24 protein-coding genes and 1 tRNA gene are annotated in these 23,639 nt (G+C 69.3%); 4 read left to right on the forward strand and 21 right to left on the reverse strand.

The features are described from left to right. A complete protein-coding gene (locus ACFYXH_RS08035) occupies nt 1-1,263 on the forward strand; it encodes an FHA domain-containing protein (RefSeq protein WP_389561249.1) in 1,263 nt (420 codons plus the stop codon). Here ACFYXH_RS08035 and ACFYXH_RS08040 read toward each other — a convergent pair whose 3' ends face one another. Continuing rightward, nucleotides 1,264-2,283: a methyltransferase domain-containing protein gene (locus tag ACFYXH_RS08040; protein WP_389561250.1), complete on the reverse strand. Its 1,020-nt coding sequence runs from the start codon at nt 2,281-2,283 to the stop codon at nt 1,264-1,266. It lies immediately after the preceding gene. 184 nt (nt 2,284-2,467) lie between these two features. On the opposite strand from ACFYXH_RS08040, the gene ACFYXH_RS08045 reads away from it, so the two are divergent. Continuing rightward, on the forward strand, nt 2,468-2,872 hold the full coding sequence (locus ACFYXH_RS08045; protein ID WP_389561251.1) for a globin: 405 nt from the start codon (nt 2,468-2,470) through the stop codon (nt 2,870-2,872). Nucleotides 2,873-2,992: 120 nt separating this feature from the next. Here ACFYXH_RS08045 and ACFYXH_RS08050 read toward each other — a convergent pair whose 3' ends face one another. The 8 genes from ACFYXH_RS08050 to ACFYXH_RS08085 all read right to left on the reverse strand — a co-directional run bounded on the left by ACFYXH_RS08050 (nt 2,993) and on the right by ACFYXH_RS08085 (nt 12,109). Beyond that, nucleotides 2,993-3,667 carry a hypothetical protein gene (locus ACFYXH_RS08050; RefSeq protein WP_389561252.1) on the reverse strand — a complete coding sequence of 225 codons (675 nt, stop codon included), beginning with the start codon at nt 3,665-3,667 and terminating at the stop codon, nt 2,993-2,995. Next, entirely contained in the window at nt 3,664-4,107 is a 444-nt protein-coding gene (locus ACFYXH_RS08055) for an acyl-CoA thioesterase (protein WP_389561253.1), read from the reverse strand. Before ACFYXH_RS08055 ends, ACFYXH_RS08050 begins: the two co-directional genes overlap by 4 nt. A gap of 7 nt (nt 4,108-4,114) precedes the next feature. Next, nucleotides 4,115-5,779 (reverse strand): energy-dependent translational throttle protein EttA, encoded by a 1,665-nt coding sequence (ettA, locus tag ACFYXH_RS08060; protein WP_389561254.1) that lies wholly within the window; start codon nt 5,777-5,779, stop codon nt 4,115-4,117. 464 nt (nt 5,780-6,243) lie between these two features. Continuing rightward, nucleotides 6,244-6,525, reverse strand: a complete 282-nt coding sequence (locus ACFYXH_RS08065; RefSeq protein WP_389561255.1) for a hypothetical protein — start codon at nt 6,523-6,525, stop codon at nt 6,244-6,246. Nucleotides 6,526-6,570: 45 nt separating this feature from the next. Next, entirely contained in the window at nt 6,571-7,920 is a 1,350-nt protein-coding gene (locus ACFYXH_RS08070; RefSeq protein ID WP_389561256.1) for an LAETG motif-containing sortase-dependent surface protein, read from the reverse strand. Between the two features lie 318 nt (nt 7,921-8,238). After that, entirely contained in the window at nt 8,239-8,655 is a 417-nt protein-coding gene (locus ACFYXH_RS08075; protein WP_389561257.1) for a single-stranded DNA-binding protein, read from the reverse strand. Between the two features lie 98 nt (nt 8,656-8,753). Beyond that, complete coding sequence (locus ACFYXH_RS08080) at nt 8,754-10,502, reverse strand: GTP-binding protein (protein ID WP_389561258.1); 1,749 nt, start codon at nt 10,500-10,502, stop codon at nt 8,754-8,756. 5 nt (nt 10,503-10,507) lie between these two features. Further along, nucleotides 10,508-12,109, reverse strand: a complete 1,602-nt coding sequence (locus ACFYXH_RS08085) for a dynamin family protein (RefSeq protein ID WP_389561307.1) — start codon at nt 12,107-12,109, stop codon at nt 10,508-10,510. Nucleotides 12,110-12,427: 318 nt separating this feature from the next. Here ACFYXH_RS08085 and ACFYXH_RS08090 point away from each other — a divergent pair. After that, nucleotides 12,428-12,500: transfer RNA gene (locus tag ACFYXH_RS08090), tRNA-Arg, on the forward strand. 201 nt (nt 12,501-12,701) lie between these two features. Here ACFYXH_RS08090 and ACFYXH_RS08095 read toward each other — a convergent pair. The 12 genes from ACFYXH_RS08095 to ACFYXH_RS08150 form a co-directional block, all read right to left on the reverse strand. Then, nucleotides 12,702-14,087: a tyrosine-type recombinase/integrase gene (locus tag ACFYXH_RS08095; RefSeq protein ID WP_389561259.1), complete on the reverse strand. Its 1,386-nt coding sequence runs from the start codon at nt 14,085-14,087 to the stop codon at nt 12,702-12,704. Then, a complete protein-coding gene (locus ACFYXH_RS08100; RefSeq protein ID WP_389561308.1) occupies nt 14,087-14,257 on the reverse strand; it encodes a helix-turn-helix transcriptional regulator in 171 nt (56 codons plus the stop codon). The genes ACFYXH_RS08095 and ACFYXH_RS08100 overlap by 1 nt, the downstream gene beginning before the upstream one ends. 26 nt (nt 14,258-14,283) lie before the next feature. After that, complete coding sequence (locus ACFYXH_RS08105) at nt 14,284-16,146, reverse strand: ATP-binding protein (protein WP_389561260.1); 1,863 nt, start codon at nt 16,144-16,146, stop codon at nt 14,284-14,286. Then, a complete protein-coding gene (locus ACFYXH_RS08110) occupies nt 16,143-16,982 on the reverse strand; it encodes a bifunctional DNA primase/polymerase (RefSeq protein ID WP_389561261.1) in 840 nt (279 codons plus the stop codon). The genes ACFYXH_RS08105 and ACFYXH_RS08110 overlap by 4 nt, the downstream gene beginning before the upstream one ends. Nucleotides 16,983-17,070: 88 nt before the next feature. After that, nucleotides 17,071-17,595 carry a hypothetical protein gene (locus ACFYXH_RS08115; RefSeq protein ID WP_389561262.1) on the reverse strand — a complete coding sequence of 175 codons (525 nt, stop codon included), beginning with the start codon at nt 17,593-17,595 and terminating at the stop codon, nt 17,071-17,073. 3 nt (nt 17,596-17,598) lie between these two features. Further along, entirely contained in the window at nt 17,599-18,207 is a 609-nt protein-coding gene (locus ACFYXH_RS08120; protein ID WP_389561263.1) for a hypothetical protein, read from the reverse strand. 10 nt (nt 18,208-18,217) lie between these two features. Continuing rightward, a complete protein-coding gene (locus ACFYXH_RS08125) occupies nt 18,218-18,406 on the reverse strand; it encodes a hypothetical protein (protein WP_389561264.1) in 189 nt (62 codons plus the stop codon). A gap of 5 nt (nt 18,407-18,411) precedes the next feature. Next, complete coding sequence (locus tag ACFYXH_RS08130; protein ID WP_389561265.1) at nt 18,412-18,684, reverse strand: hypothetical protein; 273 nt, start codon at nt 18,682-18,684, stop codon at nt 18,412-18,414. Nucleotides 18,685-18,824: 140 nt separating this feature from the next. Next, entirely contained in the window at nt 18,825-21,011 is a 2,187-nt protein-coding gene (locus ACFYXH_RS08135) for a cell division protein FtsK (protein ID WP_389561266.1), read from the reverse strand. Between the two features lie 179 nt (nt 21,012-21,190). After that, a complete protein-coding gene (locus ACFYXH_RS08140; protein ID WP_389561309.1) occupies nt 21,191-22,177 on the reverse strand; it encodes a DUF2637 domain-containing protein in 987 nt (328 codons plus the stop codon). Between the two features lie 42 nt (nt 22,178-22,219). Then, nucleotides 22,220-22,753, reverse strand: a complete 534-nt coding sequence (locus tag ACFYXH_RS08145; protein ID WP_389561267.1) for a WhiB family transcriptional regulator — start codon at nt 22,751-22,753, stop codon at nt 22,220-22,222. Beyond that, nucleotides 22,753-23,013: a hypothetical protein gene (locus ACFYXH_RS08150; RefSeq protein WP_389561268.1), complete on the reverse strand. Its 261-nt coding sequence runs from the start codon at nt 23,011-23,013 to the stop codon at nt 22,753-22,755. The genes ACFYXH_RS08145 and ACFYXH_RS08150 overlap by 1 nt, the downstream gene beginning before the upstream one ends. Nucleotides 23,014-23,174: 161 nt before the next feature. Here ACFYXH_RS08150 and ACFYXH_RS08155 point away from each other — a divergent pair, with 161 nt between their 5' ends. Further along, the gene (locus ACFYXH_RS08155) at nt 23,175-23,528 is read left to right on the forward strand and encodes a winged helix-turn-helix domain-containing protein (protein ID WP_389561269.1); all 354 of its coding nucleotides are present in this window, start codon (nt 23,175-23,177) and stop codon (nt 23,526-23,528) included. Nucleotides 23,529-23,639 lie beyond the last annotated feature (111 nt).

Raw genomic sequence — 23,639 nt, forward strand, 5'->3', positions numbered from 1 at the left:
ATGCCGACCTGCCCGAACGGACACCAGTCGGGTTCCGACGACTGGTGCGAGGTCTGTGGCCACCGCATGGCCGGTCCTGGCGCTCCCGCGGGTGCCGTTCCGCCGCCGCCTCCCCCGCCGCCGGCCTACGGCTACCCGGGCCCCGGCGATCCGAACGCCACCGCCCAGGCCGAGCTCTGCCCGCAGTGCCGCACCCCGCGCGAGGCCATGGCCCCGTTCTGCGAGGAGTGCCGGTACAACTTCCTCACGCACACGGCGACGTCGTACACCCCGGTGGCTCCGTCCCAGCAGCCCCCCGGGATGAACCTCCCGCCGGGCTTCCAGTCCCAGCCCGCGCAGGCGTCGGCACCGCTGCCGCCCCCGCCCCCGCCGCCGCACCTTCAGCCGCATCAGCCGCCGCAGCAGCATCAGCCGCCGCAGCATGATCCGTACGACTACCAGAGCTCGCGGCCCTCGCAGATGAACCGGCCGGCCGAGCCGCTGACGAACGAACCGCCGGCCCAGCAGCAGCCGTACCAGCAGCAGCCGGGTCCCCCGGCCCCGCCGTCCTTCCCGCAGAATCCGTTCCCCAACCCGCAGGGGCAGCCCGGCCCGCCGGCGCCGCCCGCGTACCAGCAGCCTGCTCCGCCCGCCCCGCCGCAGCCCCAGCAGACGGGCGGTGGCGACGACTGGATGCTGTCCCCGCCCTCGCAGCCCCAGGCACCGCAGAGTCCGCAGGCGCCGCAGCAGCCGGATTCGTTCCGGCAGCCGGGGGATCCCTTCCAGCAGCAGCCGATGCCGCAGCAGTACGCCCAGGAGCAGGGCCGACCTCAGGGCCAGCAGCCCGGCCAGCAGCAGCCGCCCCAGTACCAGACCCCTGCGGGCTGGACCGCCGTCATTTCGCCCGACCGTGAGTACTTCCTGGCGATGATGCAGCGCAGCGGCCCCGAGGCCACCGGCCTCAATCTGCCCGCGTACTCGCCCGAGCAGCATCTGCCGCTCACCGGGAACCAGATCACCATCGGCCGCCGCCGGCACTCCACGGGCGAGTCCCCCGACATCGATCTGTCCGTACCGCCGGAGGACCCGGGCGTCTCGCACCAGCACGCGGTGCTGGTCCAGCAGCCCGACGGCTCCTGGGCCGTTGTCGACCAGAACTCCACCAACGGCACCACGCTCAACGGCGCCGAGGACCCGATCCAGCCCTATGTGCCCATCCCGTTGAACGACGGCGACCAGGTCCATGTCGGCGCCTGGACGACCATCACCATCCGGCGCGGCTAGCTAGGGCGTGCCTTGGCGGCCCGCCGCGGCGGGCCAGCCGGTCGGGCGTCCGAGCGGCCAGGCGTACGGCCCTTCGGGGTCGTCCAGCCAGGCCCACTGGTGGTCCCCACTGACAGTGACCCCGAACCGGTCCCGCTGTGGGCGCCGCTCGCGCTCCCACAGCGAGAGGGCCTCGTGCGGATCGAGGCTGCCCGCGGTCAGGGTCAGCAGGAAGCGGAAGAGGTCGTTCTCGATCGCGCGCCTCGGCAGCCCGCCGATATGTCCCTCCCGCGGCAGCTCGCCACCGCGCAGCGGCACGAAGTACGCCGATGTGCGCAGAAAGTGGCCCTCCGCACTTCTGCCGCCGCTGTCGTCACGCACCCGCAGCGCGATCAGCCCGGTGGAGAGCGGAGCCAGGATCCGCGCCCCCGGGCTGCACTGCGGCAGCCAGTCGAACGGCACCGACGGCAGCGTGCAGGTCGCGATGATGCGGTCGAAGGGGGCGCGCCCCGGGCAGCCGCGCGCACCGTCGCCGGTGGCGACGGTGGGGTGGTGGCCGGCGGCCGCGAGATGCGACCGCGCCGATTCGGTGATCTCCGGGTCCAGGTCGACAGTGGTCACCAGGTCGTCGCCGAGCCGGTGCGACAGCAGCGCGGCGTTGTAGCCGGTGCCCGCGCCGATCTCGAGTACGGCGTTCCCGTCCTCGACATCGAGCTCCTCGAGCATCCGGGCCATCAATGAGGGCTGGCTGCTGGAGGAGAGCAGCTCACCGTCGCGCACCCGGGTGGCGAGCGGCCCGTCCGCGTACGCACCCCGCAGCCAGCGCTCCCGCCGCACGGGGTCCGGGTCCTCGCACCACAGGCGTTCGTACGCGCCCGCCCGGCTCCCGTAGTAGTACGGCACGAACAGATGCCGCGGCACCTCTTCGAACGCCGCCCGCCAGGCCGGGTCGGTCAGCCCGCCGCCCGCCACGATCTCCCGCACCAACAACCGCCGCGCCTCGGCGGCGGGCTCGGCGAACCGGTCCAGGTGCACAGCCATGCCTCCACTCTCCTGCGCCACCGCCCCCTGGGCGAGCACCCGATCGGGGGTGGTCCTAGGGCTGGAGTCCTCCGCCGGTGCGTCTGAGACGATGGACGGGTGCTGCACTCCCCGGGGGCTACCCCCGGACCCCCGGCCGACACCCCTCGGGGCTGACCAGAGACACATTGCGAGGCTTATTCACGTGAACGAGATTCCGCGCGGCACCGTTCAGGAGCAGACCTTCTACGAGCAGGTCGGCGGCGAGGAGACTTTCCGGCGGCTCGTCCACCGCTTCTACCAGGGCGTTGCCGAGGACCCGGTGCTGCGGCCGATGTACCCGGAGCAGGATCTGGGACCGGCCGAGGAACGGCTTGTTCTCTTCCTGATGCAGTACTGGGGCGGTCCGCGCACCTACAGCGAGCACCGCGGCCATCCCCGGCTGCGGATGCGGCACGCGCCGTTCACCGTCGACCGGGCCGCGCACGACGCCTGGCTGAAGCACATGCGCACGGCTCTCGACGAGCTCGGACTCTCGGAGGAGCACGAGCAGCAGCTGTGGAACTACCTCACCTATGCCGCGGCGACGATGGTGAACGCCGCAGACTGAACACCGCAGACTGAACACCTCGGATCGAACACCGCGGGACGAACACCGCGGGCCGAACACCGCGCTCCGGCCCGCCAAGCGCGGAGCGGAAGATGTACGCTCACCGCTTCCGGGCGTGGGTCAACCGAGCCTGGTGGGGGTCACGCTCAGTCCGCCGATACCGGACGTGCGTACGGCGATCGACCCGAAGGGCGTTCGCAGTCTGAGCCAGCCGCCCGCGGACAGCAGCGCGACCGGGACCCCGGGTCGCAGAAAGCCGAGCGACTGGGCGGCGTGCACAGCACGCAACGGCAGTCCGGTGCCGGCAACAGTGCGCGCCCAGATCTCGCGCCCGATCCGGTCGCGCTCGGCTCGGGTGCGGCGCTCGGCGGGCAACTGCTCGTCACGGGTGCGGAATTCGGCGACGGCGGCGGCGACCGCGCCGCGCATCGTATTCACTTCGGGGAGTCCGGAGATCTCGCGCCAGCCGCCGCGCGGCGGCAGCACACCGGCCCATGGCGGACCGGTGACGGCGGCGGGCACGGTGAACTCCGCGCCGTCCTCAGCGCCGATGCACTCCAGCAGTTCGCCCGCGGAGACGGTTGCATCCAGCTCGGCGGGGTCGCCGAGCCGTGCCGTACGGATCGCGAGCACCTCGAAGGAGGGCGGACGCCCGAAAACGGCAAGCGCGCCGGCCCAGGCCTGGAGCCTGACCGCGGCGGCGCGGTCGTAGTGGATCAGCCGGGCGAGGAAGGCGGCGAGATCCTCCGCCTCCCTCGCATCGGCGAAGTGCAGACTCCGCACGGGCACGGTCATGCTGCGATAGCACCCTCGTCGGCGTCGTCCAGGTACTTCTGGAGGAGGGACTTCTCCTCCGCGCTGATCCGGCGCGGGCGCTCGGCGCCGAGGTCGTAGGGCACGACGATGGTCGAGGCCCGCACATAGACCTGCGACGAGGGGCCCTCGGCGTCCTTGACCTCGTACGCGATGGTCAGCGACGCCGCGCTGATCTTCGTCACCCACAGCTCGATGACCACCGGCTCGTGCCGGTGGATCAGCGGCCGCTTGTAGTCGATCTCGTGCCGGGCCACGACGGACCCGCCGGAGAACGACGGGGAACCGTCCCCCGGCGCCAGCCGGAACATGAAGTCGATCCGCGCCTCTTCCAGATACCGCAGGAAGACAGCGTTGTTGACATGCCCGAAGGCATCCATGTCCGACCAGCGAAGGGGACAGCGGTAGATGTACCGGGCCATGTGCGACTCAGCCCCGGGTCAGCTTCTTATAGGTGGCACGGTGCGGACGGGCCGCGTCCGCACCGAGGCGCTCGACCTTGTTCTTCTCGTACGACTCGAAGTTGCCCTCGAACCAGAACCACTTGGACTCGCCCTCGTACGCCAGGATGTGCGTGGCGACACGGTCGAGGAACCAGCGGTCGTGGGAGACGACCACGGCCGCACCGGGGAACTCGAGCAGGGCGTTCTCCAGCGAGGAGAGCGTCTCGACGTCGAGGTCGTTGGTCGGCTCGTCAAGGAGCAGCAGGTTGCCGCCCTGCTTCAGGGTCAGCGCCAGGTTGAGGCGGTTGCGCTCACCGCCGGAGAGGACGCCGGCCGGCTTCTGCTGGTCCGGGCCCTTGAAGCCGAACGCCGACACATAGGCACGCGACGGCATCTCGACCTGGCCGACGTTGATGTAATCGAGCTCGTCGGAGACGACGGCCCACAGCGTCTTCTTGGGGTCGATGTTGGCGCGGCTCTGGTCGACGTAGGAGATCTTGACGGTCTCGCCGACCTTGATCTCGCCGGAGTCGGGGGCCTCGAGGCCCTGGATCATCTTGAACAGCGTGGTCTTGCCGGCGCCGTTCGGGCCGATGACACCGACGATGCCGTTACGCGGCAGCGTGAAGCTGAGGTCGTCGATGAGGACCTTGTCGCCGAAGGCCTTGGAGAGCTTGTCGACCTCGACGACGACGGAGCCCAGACGCGGGCCCGGCGGGATCTGGATCTCCTCGAAGTCCAGCTTCCGCATCTTGTCGGCCTCGGCGGCCATCTCCTCGTAACGGGCGAGGCGGGCCTTGGACTTGGCCTGCCGCCCCTTCGCGTTGGAGCGGACCCACTCGAGCTCTTCCTTGAGCCGCTTGGCGCGCTTGGCGTCCTTCTGGCCCTCGACCTTGAGACGGGACTGCTTGCTCTCGAGGTAGGTGGAGTAGTTGCCCTCGTAGCCGATGGCGCGGCCGCGGTCGAGCTCCAGGATCCAGCCCGCGACATTGTCGAGGAAGTACCGGTCGTGGGTGACGGCGACGACGGTGCCGGCGTACTTGGCGAGGTGCTGCTCCAGCCACTGCACGGACTCGGCGTCGAGGTGGTTCGTGGGCTCGTCGAGGAGGAGCAGGTCGGGGGACTCGAGCAGCAGCTTGCAGAGCGCGACGCGGCGCTTCTCGCCACCGGAGAGGTTGGTGACCGCCCAGTCGCCGGGCGGGCAGCCCAGCGCGTCCATGGCCTGCTCGAGCTGGGCGTCGAGGTCCCAGGCGTTGGCGTGGTCCAGGTCCTCCTGGAGCTTGCCCATCTCCTCCATCAGCGCGTCGGAGTAGTCGGTCGCCATCAGCTCGGCGACCTCGTTGAAGCGCTTGAGCTTGCCCATGATCTCGGCGGCGCCGTCCTGGACGTTCTCCAGCACGGTCTTGGACTCGTCGAGCGGGGGCTCCTGGAGGAGCATGCCGACGGTGTAGCCGGGCGACAGGAACGCGTCACCGTTGGACGGCTGCTCAAGGCCGGCCATGATCTTCAGCACGGTGGACTTACCGGCGCCGTTGGGGCCGACCACACCGATCTTCGCACCGGGCAGGAAGCTCAGCGTCACGTCATCGAGGATGACCTTGTCGCCGTGCGCCTTGCGCGTCTTGCGCATCGTGTAGATGTACTCAGCCAAGAGAAACCGTCCGGCAAGAAGTGGGTGGGCAGATACACCCCATCTTGCCTGACCGCCACCCCGGGAACGAAACCAGTAATGCCAGGGGTCCCTGACCTGGGTCTTCCGTTTTCATTCCTGCAGTTGATCTGTCATTGATGGTCGTCGGTGGGCAGCACCGATCCGCCTCGCACGGCCCACAGACGGCCCGGCCCGGGCTCCGCGCAGATCGATCTCGTGGGTGCGCACACCTCACATTTCGTGCCGTACACGAAAAAAAGTGTCACAGTCAGTGAGGATACGACACTGGCTGTAAAACCCGCCTGGGTGTGGGGTGGTCGACGGCCCTGGTAGGGCAGACCCTGGTGGCGTTGGTGGTCGCGCAGTTCGCGGCCCGCATCCCGCTCAGCGGCTCCTCCTACCAAATGGGCCTCGCGGCTGGCCTGCCCGAAGATCGGCTGAGGGTTCGGTCGGCTGACCTTCTGTTACCTGGCGATCGGCGTGGCGGCGGTCGACAATGCGCTTGCGAGCCAGGCATTCATGCCGCTCGCCGACATCGAGCCGGACGAGGGTACAGCCCGCCTGATCACGCTCGTGGTGCTGCTCATCCAGACGTTGCTCGCAGTGGCCTCCACGCGCATCGTCAGCATGATCAACGCGGCTGCGGTGGGGCTCGAAGTGGCGCTCGTCGTGGTGGTGGCGCTCGCGCTCATCATTGCTGTGGCGATCACATCGCCGACGGCAACGGCCCCGGTACGCGCGGGCATACCGGGGCCGTCATCAGCGCAGCGTCACGTTGCGCGTATACGTGCTCACTCCTCGGTGCCCGCCGTCTTCTTCTTGCGGAGGAAGAAGACCGCGCCGCCGCCGACGACGACCAGCGCGATCGCGATGCCCGCGATCATCGGGGTGGCGCTGGAGCTTCCGGTCTCGGCAAGGTCGCCCTCGAGGCCCGCGGAAGCGCCGCCGGCCGAGGCGGGGCTGAGCTGGGACGAGGCGGTGTCCGTCTCCGGGGCCGCGGTGCCGGTGGTCTTGCAGTCCAGTACGCCCTTGAAGTTCTTCTTGAAGCCGTCGGGCCCGGTGATGGTGAAGTCGTACGCCTGGTCCTCGGCGACCGGCAGGGTGACGGTCCTGGATGCGCCGGCCGGGATGGAGTGCTTGAAGCCCATCAGCTCGAAGGTGAACGGAGCGTCGCCCTTGTTGGTGGCGGTGATGTCAACGCCGCTCTTGGCGCAGTTCTTCTTCGCGGAGAGCGCCGGTATCGCGCCCGCCTTCGCCCAGGTGGCGGTGGCGTCCGCGGAGACCGTGGTCTCGCTGGAGCCGGCCAGGATCTGGGTCTGGCTCTTGGTCGCTCCGGCGAACGCCCGGCCCACCGGCACGGAGGTGGTGGCCTGGGCGGTCAGCGTCGCCGATGCGTCGGCGGCGCCGGCCGGGACGTCGAAGTACAGCTGGGCGCCGTTGACAGCGGAGGTGACGGGCTTGCCGGCCGCGTCGGTGACCTTGATGCCGCTGGCGGCGGCGTCGGCCGGCGGGTTCACGGTGACCCGGTCGGCGTCGGTGCGGACCGTGACGGGGCCGAGCCGGCCGCCCGCCAGGCCGGAAACTGCACTCGGCTCCAAGCTGAACGAGGCCTTGGGCTCCGCGACGTCCGTGGCCGCCTTCTCGAGCCAGTCCGCAAGCTTCTCCGCCTGCGGGTCCAGGGCGTCGACGTCCGCGTCGTCCGAGTAGCGCCAGATGGCGACCTGAGTGCCGGCCGCCGCGGTCCTCTCGGAGAGCGGCCCGGTGCCCGCGTCCTTGGCCAGCGCCGCCAGGTCGTCGATCTGCGGGTAGGAGTGCTGCAGGATCCAGCGGATCCTGCCCGCGTTCTTGTTGCCGCCGAGCGACGTCTGGTTCCAGGGAGTCTCCAGGTACTTCGCCTGCTCCTGGGTCGGGTTGTGGATGTCGATGCAGTACGTCTTCAGCCGCCCGCCGCCGTCGACGGTCATCTCGAACACCCCGGCGGGGATCTCGTGATTCTTGCCGTTCGTGTGGAGCACGGCCCGGTCGTAAGTCTTCAACCCGTCAAGAGTGGCGACCGCGCCCCCCTGGTGCTGAACGCCGCCGTCGTCGGCGGCGGCCGCACCCGCGCCGGCCATGGAGCCCGTCGCGATGAGGCCCGACATCAATGCCGCGACAGTAAGACGACGAGCGGCGCCCCGCCTGCGTACAGATGACGCAGAGAACACAGCAAACACAGAATTCCCCTCCGGACGAGGCCTTTTTCGCGTGTGGCGCGTGGGGGGAGTGCCTCGCCTGCAGACTCAAGTGCCCCGTGAGTACGCGGAAATCCTAGAGACGCCGCGCACCCCAGTCCCCCGTCATACCGTCAGACAACCATTCCGACTCGGAATCGTTATCGCCGCCCGCTACCCGCCCGCCACCCGGCCGCCCATCACCGCCGTTTCACCGTTTCTGACTCGACAAATCTCCACAACTCCAGGTCAGGACACGGGTGCCGGCGTCTGCGCCCCCTGCGGACGTTCCGTCAGATTCGGCTCCGCCTTTGCCACTCGCCGGAATGCAGACGTCCCCCGCGTCAGGTCGTGTCCCACCGCCACCGCCTCGATGTCCACGAACGTCCTCCGCTTCCCGTCCCGCGCTTCCTCCCGCACCTTCAACCGTCCATGGACGAGAAGAGGTTCACCGACAGACACGGATCCGGCGAGATTCACGGCGAGCGTCCGCCAGGCGAAGACCGTGTAGAAGCTGGTGTGTCCGTCCGACCAGCTCCCGCTCTGCCGCTCCCACCGTCTCGGCGTCACCGCAATGCGGAATCGCGCCACCCCTCCCGACGCCGATTCCCGGTACTCCACATTCGTGGCGACATTGCCCACCACCGTCACCATGGTGTCGTTCACCGCGGCCACCTCCCCGTCCGGTTGTTGCACTGACCGGTCTTCTCGCCGACCGATCTCCATGCTGGACCGGACAGGAACATCCCGCCGACGCCTGTGGACTACCGCAGCAGTGTGGACAACTTCGTCACCCCCGGCCCCGAGACGGTCGCGTACCGCTCCCGTACCTCCTCGTACCGCATGAGTTCCGTCACGACCGGATCGAGCACCTTCGCCCGCCCGCACCCCGCGGCCGCCTCCTGCAGCCGTCGCTCCGCCTCGTGCCCGTACCGGCGCGCCGGTCCCCGGGCCGCCGCCGCGCACGCCCACTCCACCAGCGGCCCGCCCACGATCCCCGCGAGCATCACCAGCGCCGGCGGCACAAGGCCCGGCTCCAGTACGCCGATGATCTGGCCCACCAGCCACAGCCCTCCGTAGACCTGAAGCAGGGTCATCGCCACCTGCGCCAGCACCCCCACCGGCCACCACGCGGCACGCGGCGGCCGACCGCTCATCGCCCGCGCCTCGCGCACTGCCAGTTCGTCCAGCGCCTCGGGCAGCCCCTCGGCCCCGCGAAGCGCAGCCTCACGCACCGCCTGCCCCCACGGCCCCGGCAGCCCCTGTGCCGCCTCGTCCGCGACCGTACGCACCGCCTGCTCGACCCGCTGCCGTGCCGTGAGCTCGTCCTCCACCGGGGCCGCGGCCTCCAGCAAGCCACTCCCCCGCATACGGGTGCGCTCGTACCAGCGCCACAGCCGCAGCCACGGCGTCCCGCACGCCCGGCTCGCGTTCCTGCGCCACTCGCGCTCCGCGGTCTCGCCCGCCGCCTTCGCGCCGACCGCCTCCGCCAGCCGTGCGGCGAAGTCCTGGCGCGAGCGCTCACCGAGACCGGTGCGCCCGTCGGCGATGTACACCGTACGGAGCTTCGCGGCGGCCGCGTCCACATCCGCGGACAGCCGGCGAGCGGCGGCGTTCTTCTCCTGCACGAACTTCCCGATCAGCTCGCGCAGTTCACCGACACCGCTGCCGGTGAGCGCCGAGAGCGCGAGCACGGTGGCGCCGGGCTCGCCGTGTTCGCCGAGCGCGATGCCGTCCTCGTCGAGGAGCCGACGCAGATCGTCGAGCACCTGGTCGGCGGCCTCGCCCGGCAGCCGGTCCACCTGGTTGAGCACCACGAAGGTGATCTCCGCGTGCCCGGCTAGCGGCCGCAGATACCGCTCGTGCAGCGCGGCGTCCGCGTACTTCTCCGGGTCGACGACCCAGATCACCGCGTCCACCAGTGCCAGCACCCGGTCCACCTGCTCCCGGTGTCTGACCATGGCCGAGTCGTGGTCGGGCAGATCGACGAGGACGAGCCCGTACAGCTCCTCGTCGCCGCCGGCGAGCGGTCTGCGCCGCAACCGCGGCGGGATGGCGAGCCGGTCGAGGAGACCGGCCGAGCCCTCCGACCAGGTGCAGGCGATGGGCGCGGATGTGGTGGGCCTGCGCAGCCCCGTCTCCGAGATCGGCACCTCGGCGAGCGCGTTGAACAGCGTCGATTTCCCGCTCCCCGTAGCGCCCGCGATGGCGACGACGGTGTGCCGCGAGGAGAGTCGCTGCCGGGCGGCCGCCTCGTCCAGGACCCGTCCCGCCTCCGCGAGGGTCCTGCCGTCCAGTCGGGTCCGCGACAGGCCGATCAGTTCGCGCAGCGCATCCAGCCGGACCCGCAACGGCCCGGTATAGGCACCACCGATCGGCACATGCGTCTCGGCCAGGAGGTCCTCGTCCGGTTCGCTCTCGGGCTCCTCGTCCCGGCCGCCGGCCCGCCGGGCGATCAGCCCGTCGTCCCAGCGGTCGGCGGCCTCGTTCTCGTCGTCAGTGATGGCGGTCACCGCGGTCACCTCTCCTTCTGCAGTACGGACAGCGCGGCGATCAGCTCGGCCTGCGGTTCAGGGGTCAAATCGAGTGCGTCGAGGGGCGCGAGGCGGCGGTCTCGTTCGCTGTGCAGTACGTCGTCGATGTACGTCTTCACCAGCTCGCCGCCCTTGTCGCGCAGCCGCAGCGCGCCCTGGGCCCCGATCCGCTCGGCGAGCCGCTCCCCCGCGCTGCGGGCCCGGCGCCCGCCGAGCAGTGTGGCCGCGAGGAGCGCGGCCACCGTCTCGGGGTCGGACACGGCGGTCCGCTCCAGCCTGCGTACCTCTTCCTCGGCCAGCTCCTCCAGGACCCGCCGCCAGCGGCGTACGGCGATGCCGATCCGCTCTCCCGACTCCAGGTCCCGGCGCCCCTGGACAGTGAGCGCTCCCGCGGCCGGCTCGCGCCGCCAAGCCTCCTGGACATGCTCTTCGGCGGCGGCGACGGCGCACTGGAGCAGCGCCGAGAGACTGGCGACCAGGGAGTCCAGCAGTTCGCCCGCGGAACTGTCGCGCGGAAAGCTGCGCCAGCGAGTCCGCGCGTCCCCGGCGAGCACGGCACCGGCCCGGAGCCGCTGGCGCACCCGTTCGCCCTCTTTCTCGTACGCCTCCTCGACCGCGCCGGTGAGCCGTACGGCCGCCGTGTACTGGGCGGCCACCGCGCCCGCGAGCGCGGGCATCCGCGCATTGAGCGAGTCGATCACGCCCGCCGCGGTACGCCCCACGGTCTGCTGTCTGGCCGCGGGGTCCTGCGCCCGGTGGGCGAGCCAGCTGAAGAGCGGGCTGACGGCGGTGGTGGGCAGCAGTCCGTTGCCGCCGCCCGCCGACTCGGGCAGCTCCGGGATGGTGAACCGCGGCACCTCGCCGAGGCCGGCCTTCGTAAGCAGCGCCGCGTACTGCCGCGACACGTCCGTGATGACCTGGTGCGGCACCCGGTCGAGCACCGTCACCAGCGTGGCGTTGTACTCCTTCGCGGTACGCAGCAGATGCCACGGCACGGCGTCGGCGTACCGCGAGGCGGTGGTGACCATCACCCAGACATCGGCAGCGCAGATCAACTCGGCGGCCAGCAGCCGGTTCTCCACGACGAGCGAGTCGATGTCGGGGGCGTCGAGCAGCGCGAGCCCCCGGGGCAGCGTCGCGGCGGTCTCGATCCGCAGCGAGTTCTCCTCCTGGGCCTCGCGCGCGCCGTCGTCGGGTCCTTCGGTCTCGTCCTGCGGCGGCAGCCATACGCGGGTGAGCTGGGGCAGCACGCGCATCCCGGCGAACCAGTGGTGATCGTCGGGGTGGCATACGAGCACGGGCGTACGCGTGGTGGGCCGCAGCACGCCCGCCTCGCTGACCCGCCGCCCCACAAGGGAGTTGACGAGGGTCGACTTCCCGGCCCCGGTGGACCCGCCGACGACCGCGAGGAGCGGCGCTTCGGGCTCCTTGAGCCGGGGCACGAGATAGTCGTCGAGCTGTGCGAGCAGCTCGGTGCGCGTCTGCCGGGCACGCGGAGCGCCGGGGAGAGGGAGGGGGAGACGCACGGCGGCGACACGGTCGCGGAGGGCGGAGAGTGCGTCGATCAGCTGAGGCCGTACATCCAAGGTCACCACATGCGAAGAATGCCCAACTTTGGCGGTTTTTTGAAGCGTATGGGGCTCTCTGCGCGCCGATCGGACAGACGGGACAGACGGGATGAGTGGGGCGCAGGCATAACGAGTGCACAACACCCGTGACGTGAGACGTTAAAAGCGGTGCGGGAATCGCACCTGCCTGCGATTATCGGTTCGCTTCACCGAACCTCCACATCGTGCCACGCAGGTGAAGCAACCGGGTCAAGGCGATCGGAGCCCTATCCTTGTGTCCGGCAAGGTCACGGAACCACCCGACCCGGGGCTCCAGGCCACCGAGGCCACCATTCGGCCCCCGTAGCTCAGTGGATAGAGCAGGCGCCTTCTAAGCGCTTGGCCGCAGGTTCGAGTCCTGCCGGGGGCGCACAGCCCGCACGACCGACAGACCCTCCACCCCGGAGGGTCTTTTTGCTGGTCAGAGGCACCATAGCGGGCGGAGGGTAGCGGACGCGTAAGCGCCGGACCTCCCCCGAGGCGGTCGGGATCGGTCCGGCGCTGTCCGGCTGTCACCGGGTTTCTGCGGGTGGCCACGGTGGATACGCGGTGGCGTTTTCCGGGTCGCCGATCACGCGTCGTCGTCCACCACGGGGAGCTCGGTCGCCTCGATGCGCTTTTGGAGATCCTTGAGCTGTCCCGAGATGCAGCGTGCGTACGTGGCCAGCAGGACGGGCACGCTGTTGCCTGCCCATTCAGCGACCTGCGCCGGCGGGACTCCGTTGTTGAGCCAGGTTGTCAGGCAGGTGTGCCGCAGGTCGTACACCCGCTTGCCGAGGGGCGAGGCGGCCTCATCGTCGCTGAGGACCTTCTCGCGGGCCGTACGCCAGGCACGGCGGAAGACGGAGCCGGCAAGCATGTCGCCCCCCTCCCCCGGGAAGAGCAGATCGCTGGGCTTCAGCTCCTCGGCCTTGATGTGCTCACGAAGAATTAGGGTCAGCGCAGGACGGCATGGCACGTTGCGGGTGTCGTCTTCGGCGCGGCCTTTGAGCCCGCGCTTCTCATGGATCTCGCCGGTGTCGGTCCATTGCTTACCCACCTCGGGGCGTGCTGTGTGGAACGCCAATTCTCCCCACTGGTCCTCGTCCCCCTCGTCCGGCAGGGTCACGTCTCGCACGTACATCGCCACCACTTCTTCCGGCCGCGACCCTGCGTAGTAGAGGGTCGCGAAGAACGCGTGCAGGCGAGGGCCACCGCGTGGGCGCCGCCGGATCCAACCAAGCAATCCTGCAGCCTGGGACGGATTGAGCAGGCTGCGCTTGTCCACCGCCGACGATGTCTTGGGGGCTGTACCCCTCCCCTTCGGCAGCGGATTGGCGCGCAGGATCTTGTGATGCACCGCGTACTCCATAGCGACGTTCAGTATCCGGCGGTTGCGCTTGACCGAGGATGCCGCCGCCGGCTTACCGTCCAGCTTCGTCCCGATCGCGTTCAGGACCTCGTCAACCTTCTGAGGGTCCTCCCAGGCCGCCATCGTCAACGTGTTGCGCTCAACCCAAGCCAGGATGGCTGTCACTTCGGCAGGAGCTTCGCCCCTCCGCCGGGTGTTGAAGGCCCATTCACGCAGAGCCGTACGAACCTCGATGGCCTTGAAGCCGCTCGGCTGCGTGCGAAGCAGCGTGATGGTCATCGTCATGAACGCCTTCGCTACGTTCTTTCTGTTGTTGCCCGAGGTGCGAAGCCATTTGGCGTCGACGAACCGGACCGCGAAGTCATACCAGTTCACGCCGCTCGCGCCCGTCTGGTGCGAGACGGGGCGCCCGGTCGCCAGGCTGAATGCCTCGCCACGTCGCGTGGCGCTCACCAGTTCCGAACGGAAGGCATCAGCGAGAGCGTGCGTTGTGAACGGCGCTCGCCATTCTCTGCCGTCCAGCGTCCAGCGGACCGTGTAGGTGGTGCCGCGGGCTTGCTTGCGTGTTCCGATCTTCCAGATCTTGACGCTGTACGTGCTGTCCATCAGCCGCGGTCCTCTCGGTCGTCGAGCCAGTGGTTCAGATCGCTGCGACGAACACGGAGGTCTCCGTTCGGGAGCTTGATGCAGCGCGGCGCGCGGCCTTTCTGGCGCCAGTCATAGAAGGTCGAACGGGAGACCTGGAGCTCTTCACACACCTCGAGGAGGGTCAGCATCGCCCGTGTGCCGATGGCGGAAGTCTTCACTTGTGGTCCCCCTCCATCGGGTCGCAGCAGGGATGCGTGGTCGCGCCCGCGGCGGCATCAACTGCATCGAGCGGGGTCTGGCAGATGACACAGTTCGTCACCGACTGGGCCTCACTGGAGAGAAGCTGCATTCCAGCGCCCGGAGCACCCGCAGCACCCGGAATGGCAAGTTCGGCCTGCTCAGAGTGCGTGCGGTTTCCGGGTGCTGGCAGCTTCACAGCACCCGGTGCAGCGCCCGCAGCACCCGGATTGGTGTGCTCGCGGGTGCTGTCGGACACGGTCCGGGCGCTGGCGCCCGCTCCAGCACCCGAGCGTTCATACAGGTCAGCAATGGTCCCGGGTGCTGCGGGCGCTCCGGGTGCTGAAATGCGATGACTCTCTACTGACGTGATGCGGTAGAGCCGCGAACGGTTACCCTCCGCTTCCCTCTGGGTGTCGTCTACGTCGAAGCCGATCGCGCGTAACGCCGGTGCGAGGCGCTTGAGTTGTCCGCCTGCGCGGGTGGCGTCCTTGGGCCATTTCCGCGGCAGTTTCTCCGGGGTGGCGATCTTTCCGAGGATGTCGGCTGCGGTCATGCAGACCCCGGCGGGGCCTGCGGCGCGGACGAGGTCGACGACGGCTCGCGCGAACGGCTCGCCTTCGAGGACGTCGGCGACTGCGTCGGCGGCGGTGGCCCGGTAGCTGCCTTGGGTGTCCCAGCCGGTGACGTGGTCGACTGCAGCCAGGACGCGGGCGAAGTCGGCCATGCGCGGGCGGTGGGTGAGCTGGACTTGGGGAAGTACCTGCAGAACCTTCGCGAGCAGGTCGAAGAGCGAGGCGAGGATTCCGGCGTGGGCGTCGCGATAGGAGCGGTCCAGTTCGGCTTCCTCGCGGCGGTTCCGGTCGGGGATAGTGTGCAGCTCGATGGTGAGTAGTCGTTCCGCGAGGTCGCCCGCGAGGGCGCCGGCATCGATGGTGGTCATGGCCAGCACCCGCCGGAATTCGAGCACGACGACGTCATCGTCTGTGTAGAGGGCGCGGTCGACGATGCCGTCACCGGTGACCGCGCGGCACAGCGCGTCGGAGAACCAGTCCGGGATGTACGAAACGTTGTCGATGCAGAGCGCCCATGAGTTGAATGCCTGCGTCGCCCACGACTTCACGTCTCGCGGTGCGGTGCGTTTCGGCGCCCCGGAAGGGTCGACGATGCCGATGACCATGGCGGCACCCTTGGACTTGCCGGTTCCCTGCTCTCCGCGGAAGGTCAGGATCGGGTGCGGCAGATCCGGAATGAAGGAAGCGACCAGCCATGCAGCGAGGAGATGGAATCCCTCGTCACTGGTGTTCATCAGAGCGCGCAGCTTGGCCAGTCCGTCGCCGTCCCGTACTGGGGCCGGCAGTGCCTTCATAGCTCCGGAGCGGCGGAAGAGGACCGGGGAGCGAGGGCTTCGCTCCCAGCCGTCCGGGCCGATGAGGACGCAGCGGCCGTCGGGGGTGGCGAGGTCGACGACGATGTGGTCCTCGTGGCGGGCGGTGCGCAGTTGCGGGGTGCACGGGTCGGCGACTGCGGCAACGCCTTCGAGCACAGTCATGGCGTCAGCGAGGGCCGATTGTGAAGGGACGTTGCCGCCAGTGGCGTCGGTGTAGATCCGGGCAAGCTGAGAGCGCAGTCCGGCCTTCCCCCGCAGCGGAAGGGCAATGTTCGGCCCACCTTTCGTGACGGCATAGGGGCGGCCGTCGTCGGACATGAAGACGTCGAAGCGCTGCCGGGCGAGGGCGACCAATTGGGACGCCTGCGACGGCCCCTTGCCGCCGTCCCGCGAATCCGGGTCGACGCCGTTCTGTGCCAGCAGCTCTTTCGCCTTGTCGCTGCTGGTCATCGGCCGCCGCCCCGAATCCGGCGCTCGGCAGAGGCCACGGTGGCGCGGGCTTCGCTTTCCGCGAGGCCGACGCTGACCGCGGCGTCGACGAGCGCTGCGGCAATCCCGTCAGCGGCTTCCGCTCCGGTCTCGTATGCACGAAGGGCAGCCCAGTAGAGGCGGTTGTTCCGTTCGCCCTCGCCTGCGTCCAGCACGGTCTTCACCAGTCCGACGGCACGGCGGCTGGGGACCGATGAGGGGATGCGGACCGGTGGCGGAGCGGGCCTGGTGGTCAGGGCGTCGGCGAGCCAGCTGGGCAGAGCTACGGGGTCAGTGTCGCGGAGGGTGGCATAGGAGCGGCCGTCGACGACGCTGCCGGCGGCAACGACGTATCCGCCGGACGCGCGGGTATCGACCTTCCATCCCAGCTTGCCGCCCGTGTTTCGCAGCTCCCGGCCGATGGGCGCGCGGAAGTACAGATGGGTGCCGCCCCGTCCGGTGCGGACGGTGAAGGTTCCGTCGGGATACGGCTGCTCAAGGCGCTCGGACACGACCGCGAGCACGTCGGTTCCCTCCGCGATGCCCGGCAGTGCCCAGTCCGCCGGCGGGACGTCGTCCGGACCTTTGGGGGTGTCGAGGTCGACTACGACAAGCCGGGAAGGACCGGTGGCCAGACCGACGTTGAACGGTCCGGCATGCCAGCATCGGGCGATGCGTTCGGCGTCGGTGGTGGCGCGGTCCTGCCAAGCGCGGACGGCAGGGCGCTTGCTTCCAGGGATGAGCGGGAAGACGTGCCAGCCGCGGGCCGCGGCGTCAAGCGCAGCCCTGAGCTGTCCGCCCGGTTCGTACTGGGGCATTCTGATGGTCTCCTGTTTCTTTGATCGGGACACGGAGACCGTGGGCGGGTGGGTTTCCTTGGCCGGAGACACCCGCCCACGGGCGTGCCTACTGGTGCTTGGCCCAGAGGGCGTACTCCCGGCGGACGTAGCCGCGGGGCTCGCGGCTGCTCTCCGGGTTGTCCGGCGGATACGCACCGTCGCTGTAGCCGCCCCACGCGTCGTTGACAGCGCGGTCGACGTCCAGCAGACGGAGCGCGGCCTCGGTCGCGACGTCGGATGCCTCGGAGCCAACGCCTTCGGCTTCGTCGGCCAGGGCGATGCGGTCCAGGACTGCAGCCTTGCGGAGCCAGAACTCCTTGACCTCCGCCGGGCCGATCGGCCAGAGGGCCTCCCGGGCGCGCTCGGCGGTCCAGCCGATCTCGCTGATGATGCTCGGCGCCGTGGCGTAGGCGACTTCCGGTGTGGGCCACGGCCTGGCCTCAGTTCGGTGCTGCGCGGTGATGTAGAGGCGGACCTTGTGGCCGTCGCGGGTGGGGTGCTGCCGCGGGCTGCCCGTGGTGAACGTCTGGGACAGGGCTTTGGTGATCTGGTCGGCTTCGGGTTCGGCGCAGATGATTCGGATCTCGAACATGGCTCAGTGCTCCTTGGGGGTCTCGATGGCAGGGAGTTCGGGCAATCCGGCACGGGTGAGCCCGGTGGGGTCGAATCCGCGGAGGGCTTCGCGGTGGATGAGGGCCTGTGCGAGGGCTTCGGCGTAGGCCGTGCCTTCGCGGGCTACCTCGATCTGAGTCCGGCCGCGGATCGTCTCCACGCGCTCGATGTGGCTGTGCTCCTCGCGCCGCTCGATGGTGCGGCGTTCGTAGGTGAGGGTGTCGCGGCGGTCGGTGCGCCAGTAGCGGGCGGCGAGCCCGTACGCGACCGCGGTCGCGAGCGCCCACAGCAGTAGCGGCAGGGACACCCCGTCGGCGTATCCGGCGACACCTGCGAGGGCGAGGCCACCGGAGGCGGCAAATGCGGTTCCCGCGATGACGCAGTCTCCGGCCCGTCCGGCGGCAGCAAAGCCGCCGGCCACTGCGGCTCCGGTAGCGAGGACGACCATCAAGCCGGCGTTGCCGACGGAGTGTTCGGCGCCATTCGCGTTCCAAATCCTGCCGAGGGTGAGCACAGTCGAGGTGGCGATGGCGGGCGCTGCCTTCGGGGTGGCGATGGCGAGCCAGTGGCGGGCGACGATCGGTTCGTTCACGACCAGCCTCCTAGAGCTTGCCGATGGCGTTGACGACAGCGGTGGTGAGTTCGTTCATGGGCTCAGAGGCGCCGGTGGAGGCGAGATAGAAGCCGAACATCATGGCGATGAAGGCGGAGCCGAAACCGAGAGTCTTGGAGCGGAGCAGGAAGAACAGGACCAGCCCGAACAGGGCCACGAGCGAGACGGTGATGGCCACGGCGGTTATCCCTTCGCGGTGGGGTGGTTGGCAGTGCCTTTGCGGTAGATCTCGGACGAGAGGTTGAACAGGTGCCGGCCCACGCGTATGCGCTTGCCGATGCCGTCGCAGCGTCGGCAGTGCTTGCCGCGCTTGGGTCGTCCCTTGCGGTCGGTGGTGAGCTGGTAGCCGAAGCCGCGGCACTTGCGGCAGTTGCCGAACGGGCTGGCCGCACACAGACTCACATAACACAGAGTGACGATGAGTAGGCAGGCTCCAGCAAGGAGGAGAAGGGTCATGGGGTGCCTTCCAGGCGGGATTTCCGGTGTTCTCGCAGGTGGGGCGCTAGATGCGAGGCTGCTGATCAGAGCCAGTTTTGGGTGCTAGCGGGGGTGCTAGACCTAGCAGCGGCGACTGCTAGGTCTAGCACCGCTCCGAGTCAGCTCCCGGGCCGCTTGCCATCACGCTCAGTGAGAGCTTTGGTGATGTCGGCGCGGGCGATACCGCGCCGCGTGGTGCCCTTGCCGGCACTCGTGCTGCCCCACACGTCCTGGACGGTGACGCCGTGCGGCCGCAGGTTCTTCGCGACAGTCTCGGCCTTCCAGCCGCCGTAGATGTCCGGCCGCAGGGTGGCAAGGCGGGCGGCGACCTTCTCGTTCCACACCTTGTCCTCATCGGCGGGCACGACGCGCAGGATGTCGGCGAGCAGGTCGAACGTCGCTTCACCGCTCTCGGGCTGCTGGCCGATGGCGTGGCCGGTGACGTTGCCGTACTCCTCGCGCATCACCCGGGCCCTGGCCACCACCTGCTCGGAGCCGACCGCGTCCACGAACGCGGAAGCGACGATGCGCGGGTCGTCGCCCTCGCCGGACATCCAGCAGATGCCCTTGTCGGAGCGGGAGAACATCGTGGCCCGGAATCCGGCCTTGTACATCGAGGTGCCCAGCACCATGTCGTTGGCGGGCTGGCCCATGACCTTCAGGCAGAACCGCAGGATGGCGTTCGAAGAGATGCCGGTGGGCAGCGACTTCGCGTCCGGGCGCTGCGTGCCGAACAGGGTCACGATCCCAAGCGCCGGACCACGCTTGCCCAGGTCAGTGCAAATGTCTTCGATTTCCGCCCCGTACTTCTCGTGCTCGAACGGGATCTGGCACTCGTCGAACCCCGCCACGATCGGATGCAGCCCCAGGCTCTTGTCACTGGACAGCTCCGGGGTGACCTTCGACTCCGGGCAGCGCGAGGTCGGCAGGGACCGGATGACCTTCGCCCGCCGCCTCATCTCTTCGCGCAGCTCACGCAGCGATTCGAGGACGTAGAGGATGTCGTCGTCGTCATCCCCGGACCGGTAGCGGTGGCAGACCGGCTGCAAGGAGCCGAAGTCTCCGGTGCCCTTGAAGTCGAACGCGTACAGCGCAGCGCGCGGGTCCAGGGCGGCGATGAGCAGAAACAGCCGCATCAGGAACGTCTTGCCCATCCGTGGGATCGAGCCGACCACCACAGAGGCGAACATGAGCGTCACGGACACGTCGCCCATGCGCTGGTCATTGCCGAACACCACGGGCTTGAAAAGGTCCACGATGCCGCTCTTGAGCAGCGGCCATGCGGGCTTGGTGGTCTCGTTCATGGGCTTGTCGCCCACCCAAAGGATCAGCCTGCCCTCGTGTTCGGTCGGGTCCGGCGCGGGCCACACGCAGCCGACCTTGCGGCGCAGGCCGGAGGCGAGCGGCTTGCGCTCTTCCATGATGTCTTCCGGGGTGACACCCCAGGGAAGGTCCACATCGGCGCGGTATCCGGGGCCGTCGCGGGTGATCTCGCTGGTAAACCGCATGCCGTTCATGTCGCCGCCCTTCTTAATGGCGGCCGACAACTTCGCGTTGCCGATGTTGTCCAAGGCGCGGAGCACGATCGGGCCGGTGAGCTTTTGCAGCTCGGTCTTGAGCACCGCCGGGCCGATCACCGGCTGATCCTGCGGAGCACCCCGGAACCCTGCCACGAGCACGGCGGCCGACGCGAACACCGCCAGCCAGCCCGGCGCCATCACATAGAGGGTCAGCGCGACCGCTGCGCCGAAGACGATGCCGACCGTGGCCATCAGGACCCGCAGCCGCACGCGTCCGTCACGCTGGCGGGACAGCTTGAGGTATTCGGCCGTGTTCTCCTGCCGCACCTCGTACGCGCGCAGCGGGGCTCCTTCGGCGTCCCACACCCACTGGCTCGTCTCGCGCACCAGGCGGGCCGTGCCGCGCGGCGCGAGCATCCCGAGCTGCAACGCGTACCAGGGGGTGCGAATGCCGTGATAGGCGGTGGCGTACAGGGCATTGCCCGTCGCCCGCTGCACCGTGGCAACGAACCCCGGCTTCGACGTCAGCCAACTCGGCACGATCGGCCGGCGCTTGTAGGTCGTCACCCCCGGCGAGGGCAGCGTGGGTGAGTCCACCAGCCGCACGACCGGAGCCTCACCCTCCTCCAACTCCTCACCCTCGACAGGCGAGGCAGGCGGCGCGGGCTCCGCCTCGACGGGCGGCGCGGGTGCCGGGACGGCGGCGCGTTTGGTGGTGATGTCGAAGACCTCAGCGCCCTCGCGCTCAGGCTCTCCCGACTGGTCATTGACGTGAATGTCAGACACGGTAGGTCTGCTCCTCGTGTGGAGTTGGAAGGGGCCCGGACGGCGCTTTGGACGGCCGACCGTCCGGGCCCCACTGAGCGGAGGCTGCACGGGGCAAGCGGCGCGCTGTTCTTCGGGGTCGGCGCGGATCACGCACATGCCGAGCGAGGTCGGGATGCGGCAACGGGTGCCAGTGAGGCTCACTCGCTCCCGACGGGCACCAGGTGCAGGCCCTGCCGATCCGCAGGCGCGGCGTGCGCTGCTCCGGCAGTGAGCAAGTCCTTGGCCTCGCGGATCCGCGCCCGGCACCAGGTCTCCCCGCGCCCCGACTCCTTGGCCAGCTCGCGCCACGCGACCTCATGACCCGCGCGCAGCCGTTCCGAGACCCACGCGCGGGCCTCGCCCTGCTCTTCGGGATCGCTGCCGCGCGCGGTGTGCGCAGCCGCCGTGCGGGCCGCCGCGACGTGCTTCACGCGCGACTTGGACTCGGACTTGACCGGCTTGGGCGCGGCCGGGGGGTTGTTCGGTGCGGCCTGCGGCTTCTCCAGGCTCACCGGCTCTGCCGCAAGCTCCTCGGCCGGGGCGTCGGCGGGGGCGAGCTCACCGAGCTTGAGCAAGACGCGGGTGCGTCGCGACGTCTCGGAGCGCCACCGTCGGCCATGTCGGTCGCGCAGGTCCGCGCGGGCGAGTTGACGTTCACGCTCGCGGGTCAGCGCGTCCGTGTACGAGGTGATCTCCCACAGCGTCATCCGGCGCCACAGCGCGAAGGTGGAGGGGAAGGCGAGCAGCCAGCGCGAGCGCCGGATCTTCTCCATCCGACGACCGGTCGCCGCACCGATCCGGACCGCATACACATGCGCTGCGATCTCGGAGAGCGTGACCCACAGCAGCGGCATCGTGCCGTGCGCGACCTTCGCGGACAGTGAGTGCCCGGCCGCGACGTTCAGCCAGCACGTCACCAGCGTCAGCACCCACGGAACGAACCGCACCCACACCAAGGGCATGTTGACCCGGATCAGCAACAGGTTGGCCGCGGTGAACACCGGGATAGCGATGTCGATGCCGACCGGCAGCATCCACGGTGTGGCGAAGCCCCAGCGCGCGCCTGCCGCCGATACCGCCTCGAACGACGATGCCAGTCCCAGTACACCGACTGCGGCCGCCGTCGCGGCGACCGCGCCGAGCAGAACCTTTCTCCAGCTCTGCCAGTGCCGGCACCTCGTGGCGCGTCATGCCGCCGCCCCCTTGGTCGAACCAGTGGAGCGCAGACGACGATCAGCTTCAGTGTTGGCGAACCGGCACGGGTCGCACGGCTCCTCGTTCTGTCGCAGGTGTCGCTGATAGCCGCCTCGAGTACCGCACTTGGCGGGCTCCCGCTTCGGCTTGATCTGCCGTAGGGCCGGGGCCGACTCGCTCGCGTCATCGACCAGAGCCGGCCATCGAGTGCCCAGGTAGATCGCGTGTCGCTCCTCCGGGCTCTTGCCGCCGCGGATCCCGAAGCGGTTGGCGTGACCGGCACTGCCCTCGCTCGCGAGGGCATCGGTCAGGCAGGCTTCCACCACCGGGCACTGTGCGCAGATCTCCCGCGCCAGGGCCGCCGTAGGCCGGTCGCCACGCTCGGGGAAGAACAGCTCAGGCTCGATGCCCTTGCACAGCGCGGCCGCGAGCCCCGGATCCGGAGCCAGCTCGAATCCAAGCTCCCAGGCGCCAGGCGTCCGGCCCGTCAGATGCCCATTGCGCGTACCGGCGATCAGTCCACTCATCAGGCCACCGCCTTCACACACCGCGCCTGACGGCCGCGCAGCAGCGACTGCGCCAGCGCGGCAACGCCCGCCGTGAGCTCGTCCGACTCCCCCGCTTCGACAAGTTCGGCGAGAGCTTCCCGAGCGACCGCCAGCCGAACGCGCCGTTCCGGGCGCGTTTCACCGGGTGAGCCTGCGAACAGCTCAACGTCTAAGCCGAGCGACAACTCGGCGAAGTCATGGGCCGATAAGGCCACATGACCAGCAATGAATGACTTCATCAGTGCTCCTGCGCTTGATCGGGACAGGACTCGATGCCGCGGCCGGGTTCTCTTTGGCCGGAGACGACCGCGCTAGAACTAGGTTGCACTAGTGCGCTCTAGATCACAAGAGTTTTGCGGCAGTGCGTTGCAGAGCGCCCTAGGTCGATACGCTCGGAGGCATGAGCCTCGCCGCGAACGACCCCAGGCCCAAGTCAGTGCAGGCCGCCGATGAGCTGCGCAGACGCATCGACGACGGCCGGTACCGGGACGGCAAACTGCCGCCCAGCCGACGACTCGCGGAAGAGTTCGGTATCGCCGGGGAGACCCTCAACAAGGCTCTACGCGTCCTCGTGGCCGAGGGGCGCATCTTTTCCGCGGGCAACCGCGGGTACTTCGTCGCCGCGAACGAGGACGACGGCGCCGGCGCTAAGCCGGATGTTGTCGACGACATCAAGGAAATCCGCTCCCAGATTCAGGCGTTGACCGAGCGAGTGGCGGAGCTCGAAGAGCGAGCCGCTTCCGGTGGTGCTTGAACTGGGGACACCATGCACGGACGGGCCACACTGAGATAAGTGACAGAGGAGGGGGCACCGGCCGAGGCAAGGGGACACCGAGCTGTCCCCGAACTGTCCTCTTGCCTGTCC

The sequence above is a fragment of the Streptomyces sp. NPDC002730 genome, assembly GCF_042888805.1.
GTDB lineage: Bacteria > Actinomycetota > Actinomycetes > Streptomycetales > Streptomycetaceae > Streptomyces.